Origin of the sequence: Tenacibaculum sp. L6 (genome assembly GCF_028823685.1) — a bacterium.
GTDB lineage: Bacteria > Bacteroidota > Bacteroidia > Flavobacteriales > Flavobacteriaceae > Polaribacter.
In genome coordinates, this window is record NZ_JAPEHZ010000089.1 from 1 (window position 1) to 7,252 (window position 7,252).

A 7,252-nucleotide genomic window follows, 5' to 3' on the forward strand; every position below is an offset into this window, starting at 1 on the left:
GCGACTCCAGATTTACCTGCTCTACCTGTTCTACCAATTCTATGTACGTAGGTTTCAGGAATGTTTGGTAAGTCTACATTAATTACGGCATCAACTTTGCTAACGTCTATTCCGCGAGCAGCAAGATCGGTAGCAATTAAAATATTGGCTTTGTTATTTTTGAAATCTTCGATAGCTTGATTTCGTAAGTTTTGCGATTTATCACCGTGTACACTGGTTACTTTATATCCGTTTTTTTGAAGCGTTTTTTCTAGTTTGTCAACCCCAAATTTGGTACGACGGAAGATAATAATACGTCCATGTATAGTATTACGAAGCAAGTGTAAACATAAATCAACCTTGTTTTTTTTAGGTGTGTAATACAGCAATTGACCAATGTTTGTTGCCGTCGTTTCCGCAGGAGAAATATCTACTTTTTCAGGCTTGTACAACATCGACTTAGCCAAATCACTTACTTTATCAGGCATAGTTGCAGAAAATAGTAAGGTCTGTTTTTTACGCGGACATAATTCTTCAATTCTTTGTACATCTTCAATAAAGCCCATGTCTAGCATTAAATCGGCTTCATCTAGCACCAATGTTTTTAATTGGCGAACATCAATACTACCTTGTTGGTGCAAATCGATAAAACGACCTGGGGTAGTGATTAAAATATCCACTCCTTTTTCTAAAACATCTTTTTGAGGTTGTGTAGCAACGCCACCGTAAATAACAGTAGTTCTTAAATTAGTGTATTTGCTGTAGGCTTTAAAATTCTCTTGAATTTGAATTGCCAATTCGCGAGTAGGACTTATGACTAGCGCTTTTATTTTTTTAGCTCTTTTCTCTACATCTGCTTCTTTTGACAACTCATGAATGATAGGCAATGCAAAAGCAGCAGTTTTACCTGTACCCGTTTGTGCAGTTACAATTACATCTTTTTTATCGAGTACTAATGGAATTACTTCTTCTTGTACAGGAGTTGGTTTGTGGTGTCTTTCTTCAGTAAGTGCTTTTAAGATAGACTTGCTAAGTTGTAGGTCTGAAAACTGCATCAAAATATTTTTTGCAAAGGTAGGTTAAAAGGAATGATGAAACATTTATTTTATAGTATTTCAGAGAGCTAACTAAGTATAAAAACCTTGTTAAGGGTACTTTTTACACTTTTTTGACAATTGATTTGCATTTTTCACGATAGGCTCTGATAATTTTGAGGAAACTTTAAAATTTGAAATTATGAATAGTATAAAAAAAGGCCTTCTGTTAGGAGTGTTATTGTTAACAGTAGTTTTTATTAGTGGTTATGCTACTAAAACTTCAGTACCTACTATAAAAGAGAAAACAGAGGTTGAAAAAACAGAAAAAAATCAAACGATTAATATGTTTGTAACACACGGACATTGTAGCACACCGTTTGGAGGTATTGTAGACGATTTAAAAGTGGAAATTCCTGTGCGAATGGATGCTGGAAATCCGTTAGAAAATATGCGTATTTCTTTTGAAGTAGATCCTAACTCATTTAAAGCATGTAGAGGTGATGTGGCTGATTTAACTGAAAGAGTTAAAACCAAAGGAGTTTTTATTAGCGATAACAACGAAAAAATAAGGTTTAAAACGACCAATGTGTATGTGATGGGAGTGGATTGGTATCAAATTAATGGTGCGATGTCTATTAAAGGAGTTGAAAAAGAAGTGAAGTTTTTTGCAACAGGAATTAGAAATTCATACGAAAGCATGTCTAGTGAATTAGTACTACAAGGTCAAGTAAATTTATTGGATTGGGGTATTGATTATGATAAGCTAGTAAACGGACAATCATTAGATGTACCAACAAAATGGTTGTATTTGAATATGAAAATTGAGTTGAGTTAATTAAGGAAATAAAAAAGCAACCTACTTGGTTACTGAGCGTAGCCGAAGTGAGGTTGCTTTTAGTTATATAGAGTTCCGTAATCGGAATATCCTATCCTAAGAAAGGGTAACGGTAATCAGTTGGAGAAACAAATGTTTCTTTGATTAAACGAGGAGATACCCAACGTAATAAGTTTTGGGCAGATCCTGCTTTATCGTTTGTTCCTGAAGCTCTTGCTCCACCAAATGGTTGTTGTCCTACTACAGCACCTGTTGGCTTATCGTTTACGTAGAAGTTACCAGCACAGTTTTCTAATGCCTTAGTAGCTTCAGCAATTGCATAACGATCTGTAGAGAATACAGCCCCTGTTAAAGCGTATTCAGAAGTTCCATCAACTAATTGTAATGTTTCAGCCCAATCAGCATCTTCGTATACATAAATAGTTACTACAGGACCGAATAATTCAGTTTCCATAGTCGTGTATTTAGGATTAGTAGTTAAGATAACTGTTGGCTCGATAAAGTATCCTTTAGATTTATCGTAGTTACCACCTGCAATAACTTCAGCATCAGCATCAGCTTTAGCTTGGTCGATATAGCTAGCTAATTTATCAAAAGATCCTTCGTGGATTACAGCTGTGATAAAGTTGCTCATATCTTCTGGAGAACCCATTTTAAAAGAAGCGATATCTTCTTTTACATAATTTAAAGTTTCTTCAGCTAATGATTTTGGTAAGTATACTCTTGAAGCTGCAGAACATTTTTGCCCTTGGAATTCGAAAGCACCACGAGAAATACCAGTAGCTACTTGCTTAGCGTTTGCTGATGGGTGAGCGATGATAAAATCTTTACCTCCTGTTTCACCAACAATTTTTGGATATGTTTTATAGATGTGGATGTTTTCTCCAATCTTCTTCCAAATATCTTGGAATACGTTTGTAGAACCTGTAAAGTGGATTCCAGCAAAATCAGGAGAAGCTAATACAACTTCAGTAATATCAGCAGGATTTCCTAATACTAAATTGATAACACCATCAGGTAAACCAGCTTCTTTAAAGATTTGCATAATTACGTTCGCAGAAAAAACTTGGCTACTAGAAGGTTTCCAAACTACAACATTCCCCATCATTGCTGCAGATGCAGGTAAGTTTCCAGCAATAGCAGTAAAGTTAAAAGGGGTTACAGCGTACACAAATCCTTCTAATGGTCTGTATTCAACGCGATTCCAAATTCCGTCATCAGAATTAGGTTGCTCACTGTAAATATCAGTCATATACTCTACGTTAAAACGTAAGAAGTCGATTAACTCACAAGCTGAATCGATTTCTGCTTGATGAACTGTTTTAGACTGTGCAATCATTGTTGCAGCATTAATCTTTGCACGGTAAGGACCTGCGATTAATTCAGCAGCACGTAAAAAGATAGCAGCTCTTTGCTCCCAAGGCATTTGTGCCCATTCTTTACGAGCTTCTAAAGCAACAGCGATAGCTTTTTCAGCGTGCGATTTGTCTCCAACATGATATTGCCCTACTACATGTTGATGATCGTGAGGAGGAGTCATGTTTTCAGTCTTTCCTGTTCTAACTTCTTCACTACCGATATACATTGGTACATCCATAGATCCGTTAAAATATTCTTTGTATTGTTTAGAAACTGCTTCGCGCTCTGGAGATCCAGGAGCGTATCCTTTTACAGTCTCATTAATGGCAGTCGGTACGTGAAAAAATCCTTTTCCCATTTTTGTGTGTTATTTGTTGAATTAAATTTCTTTCTTTGTTATTGAAAAGTTTTGAAAACTTTCTTAAAAAGACAAAGTTAAGGTTATTTTAGGAATATTTAGGTGGACAAAAGGCTTGAATTTAATAAAAGGAGAACAACATGTGTACGGTAACTTATTTACCTTTAAAGGATAATAATTTTATTTTAACTTCTAATAGAGATGAAGATCCGAAGCGTAAAACAATTGCGCCAAAAACTTACTGTGAAGAAGGAGTGAAGTTAACTTACCCTAAAGATGAACTGGCAGGTGGCACATGGATTGGTTTAAGTGAAAAACACCGGTTGATTTGTTTGTTGAACGGAGGTTTTACCAAACACAAAAGAGCTGAGTCGTACCGCATGAGTAGGGGAGTTATTGTAAAGCAATTACTAAAGGTTGATAATCCTGTTGAAATGATTGAGAATTTTAATTTTGAAGGAATAGAGCCATTTACAATTGTGTTGGTAGATTGGGTAAACGAACTAAAAGCATACGAGTTGGTTTGGGATGGAGTTGAAAAATATTTTCAAGAGTTAGGTAGTGAACCTAAAATATGGTCATCTTCAACTTTATATGGAGAAGAAATGAAACAATTAAGAAGAGAATGGTTTTCAGAATGGTTGAATACTACTCAAGAGATTAATAAGTTAAATATCGTTAACTTTCATCAAGATGAAACCAGAGGAACTCCAGAAATTTCATTAAAAATGAAACGTAGTTATGTTGAAACAGTAAGTATTACTTCTGTGGTAAAAAAAGACAATGAACTTACCATGACTTACTATGATTTGCATTCAAATATTAACACAATACAAGAAGAAATCATTCGTTCGTAATTAAACCTATTTGGTATCTTTGCCAAAAATTTAATATGAACAAAAGATTACTATTGCTATTCTCACTTATTTCTACTTTTTTGTTTACAAGTTGCTTTGAGTTTGTAGAAGAAGTTAGCTTTAATAAAGATGGTTCAGGTAGTGCTGTATTAACTATCAATTTAAGTAAAAGTAAAACAAAATTAGCCTCAATAATGTTGCTTGATAGTATTAATGGTTACAAAGTGCCATCTAAAACTACTATTAGAAATAAAGTAAACGAAATAGTATACAAAATAAAGCAGACTAAAGGAGTTCACAATGTAAAAAATACGTTAGATTTTAACGAGTTTATCGTAACTGTTTCGTGTGATTTTGATAATGTTGAAGCTTTGAATGAAGTGATTTCTAATTTCAGTTCAAAAAAGCATATAGAAGCGATTAAGAAGAATCAGCACTTTACCTATAATAAAGAAAAGAAAACGTTTACTCGTAGTCATCATTTCGATTTAGGAAAAGAGTTTCAAAAAACAAAAAATCAAGATCGTAAAGTATTTGAAACAGCAACTTACACGAGTGTTTATCGATTTGAAGAATCTATAAAATCAACTGAAAATAACCAAGCAAGAATATCAAAAAGTAAAAAAGCAATTATGCTGCATTTACAAGCACAAGATATTATATCGAACACACAAACAATCAAAAATAAAATACAATTAGAGAATTAAAATCAGGATGAAACCTACATGGTTAAAAGAGTCTTTTAAATAGAAAGCATAAAGATTACTTTAATCATCAAAGGTTACTTATGATTTTAAAAAGTAAAAACAAACACATGAAAAAAATTATTGCTACACTACTGCTTTTAAACACAATTACAGTTATACAAGCTCAAAAATTAGAGACTAAAATACCTGAGAATGTTGATGTGCTAATCTCTGCAAATACAGAAAACTTATTTAAGTTAATCAATGTGTCAGATATTGATGATAATGCTATTGGAAGAGAGATTTTAAAAGATTTAAATAGAGATTATGGGAATTACGAGGTTAAGTCTCAAGCGGTAGTTGTTGATGAAAATGAAGAAAGAAGTAAAGAGAATGGAGTAATTAAGCATAAAGTTTCTTCTGTAGCTAAGGCAGGTGTGAATATTAATGCAAACGCATATTATTTCTTAACAAAGACGGATAGTATTTCGTATCATAACTTTTATGTTGAGTTAAACGATAGAAAAACGTTTGAATCTTTGTTGTATGAGCGCGAAAAGAAGAAGCTTAAAACGGAAGGAAATTATAGTTACATCGCAGGACGTTCTTCTTTTAAAATTTGGAATGACCACACGTTATTACTTATAAACGGAAGTATGTCTTCATCATTTTTCTCTGATAACAAAGAGCGTTTAGAGCAGTTGAAAGAAGAAGGGGAATACAATTATAACTTCAAGAGAAGATTAGCCAGAGAATGGTCAAAAGAACACGGATTGAATGTTTTTAACAAAAACTATTCTAAATCAATTGCTTCAAACAGAAAATTCCAAAAAAGTAAAAAGAAAAATTCATCAGCAACATTATGGGTACGTAATTATGGTGAGTTAATGACAGATATTTTTAAATCTTTTGGAAATAGCTTTTATCCTTTGTATGCTGAAGGAAATCAAAATGTTTATGGAGTTGAAGAAGTAACTGCAAACTTGTTTTTTGAAAAAGATGATGCAAGAATTTTGTTAGATATGGCGGTTAGTTCTGATATGAGCAAGTCTTTTAAGAAGATTTACAATAAGAGAATGAACCGTAACTTGGTTAACAGTTTCGATCATGATAAGGCTTTAGCTTTTTGGAGTATTTCTTTAAATACTGAAGAAACGTTAAAACAGTATCCAGAATTGATCAATAAAATGTATGGAGGTATTTTGCCTAAGTTTCAAGAAGAAATTGAAATTGTAGGAGATTTATTTTCTTTAGTAATAGATGAAAAAGCGATTGGCGAATTAATTACAGGAGATGCATTGTTAGTGTTGAATGATTTTGCTAAAAAAGAAGTTGAATACACTACTTATGAGTACGATAAAGATTACAAGCGTAAAGAAGTAACAAAAACAAAAGAAGATTTTGTACCAGATTTTACATTAATGATTGGTTCTGAAAAAGAAGAGTTATTGAATAAGTTTTATCAGATAGGAGCAAAGCACAATGCTGTAAAAATTCAGGATAATGTAGTTGAGTTTGTAACTAAAAAAGCAGACTTGCCATTTGGTTTATATTCTGTAGTGAAAAACGATGTGTTGTATTTAACAACTTCTAAAACTGGGGCATTAAATATTGCTAACGGTACTACAAATTTCAATACTAAAAAACACGATAAGTTGGTTAGAAACAATTCAACAGTATTGTACGTTGATGCAAATGCAATTTTAAAGAAGGTGCCAAATGAGTGGATGAGTAAATCAGAAAGAGAAGCCTTACATTTTTCTACTGAAAATATGAATGATGCTGTGTTTAGAGTGTCTAGAATGAAAGGAAACACCATTTCTTCTGAGTTAAAACTTTCAACGCAAGGTACAGAAGAAAACACCTTAAAATTATTATTAAAATTTATCAACTCGGTAGCTAAATAAACTGAATGATAAAAAAAATAGCATATACCTTTTTAATAGTATGCTGTATTGTAGTTACGGTTGGGTTTTTTAGATACAATCCAACCGTAATTTATGCAGGAAAAGTTCCTGTTTCTGCAGAGACGGTTATCCATATTAACATTCGAGAAATAGAATACAATATACTTACTAGCTTTTTAGAGCATCCACTTTCGCAGGTAGACTTTAAAAAATCATCTACAGTAAAAGAAAAAC

General features: G+C 32.9%; 7 protein-coding genes. 5 read left to right on the forward strand and 2 right to left on the reverse strand.

The annotated features are described in order from the left end of the window. Positions 1–1,034, reverse strand: a 1,034-nt coding sequence (locus tag OU788_RS11450; RefSeq protein WP_274635293.1) for a DEAD/DEAH box helicase, incomplete at its 3' end; no start/stop codon positions are given. A gap of 181 nt (positions 1,035–1,215) precedes the next feature. On the opposite strand from OU788_RS11450, the gene OU788_RS11455 reads away from it, so the two are divergent. Next, a complete protein-coding gene (locus tag OU788_RS11455) occupies positions 1,216–1,851 on the forward strand; it encodes a YceI family protein (RefSeq protein ID WP_274635294.1) in 636 nt (211 codons plus the stop codon). Positions 1,852–1,942: 91 nt separating this feature from the next. On the opposite strand, the gene pruA is transcribed toward OU788_RS11455, so the two are convergent. Continuing rightward, positions 1,943–3,568: an L-glutamate gamma-semialdehyde dehydrogenase gene (gene pruA / locus OU788_RS11460; RefSeq protein WP_274635295.1), complete on the reverse strand. Its 1,626-nt coding sequence runs from the start codon at positions 3,566–3,568 to the stop codon at positions 1,943–1,945. Between the two features lie 140 nt (positions 3,569–3,708). Here pruA and OU788_RS11465 point away from each other — a divergent pair, with 140 nt between their 5' ends. The 4 genes from OU788_RS11465 to OU788_RS11480 form a co-directional block, all read left to right on the forward strand. Then, a complete protein-coding gene (locus OU788_RS11465; RefSeq protein WP_274635296.1) occupies positions 3,709–4,425 on the forward strand; it encodes an NRDE family protein in 717 nt (238 codons plus the stop codon). 35 nt (positions 4,426–4,460) lie between these two features. Next, positions 4,461–5,132 (forward strand): hypothetical protein, encoded by a 672-nt coding sequence (locus tag OU788_RS11470; RefSeq protein ID WP_274635297.1) that lies wholly within the window; start codon positions 4,461–4,463, stop codon positions 5,130–5,132. A 107-nt stretch (positions 5,133–5,239) separates the two neighbouring features. Continuing rightward, on the forward strand, positions 5,240–7,018 hold the full coding sequence (locus tag OU788_RS11475) for a hypothetical protein (RefSeq protein ID WP_274635298.1): 1,779 nt from the start codon (positions 5,240–5,242) through the stop codon (positions 7,016–7,018). A 5-nt stretch (positions 7,019–7,023) separates the two neighbouring features. Beyond that, positions 7,024–7,252, forward strand: a 229-nt coding sequence (locus OU788_RS11480; RefSeq protein ID WP_274635299.1) for a hypothetical protein, incomplete at its 3' end; no start/stop codon positions are given.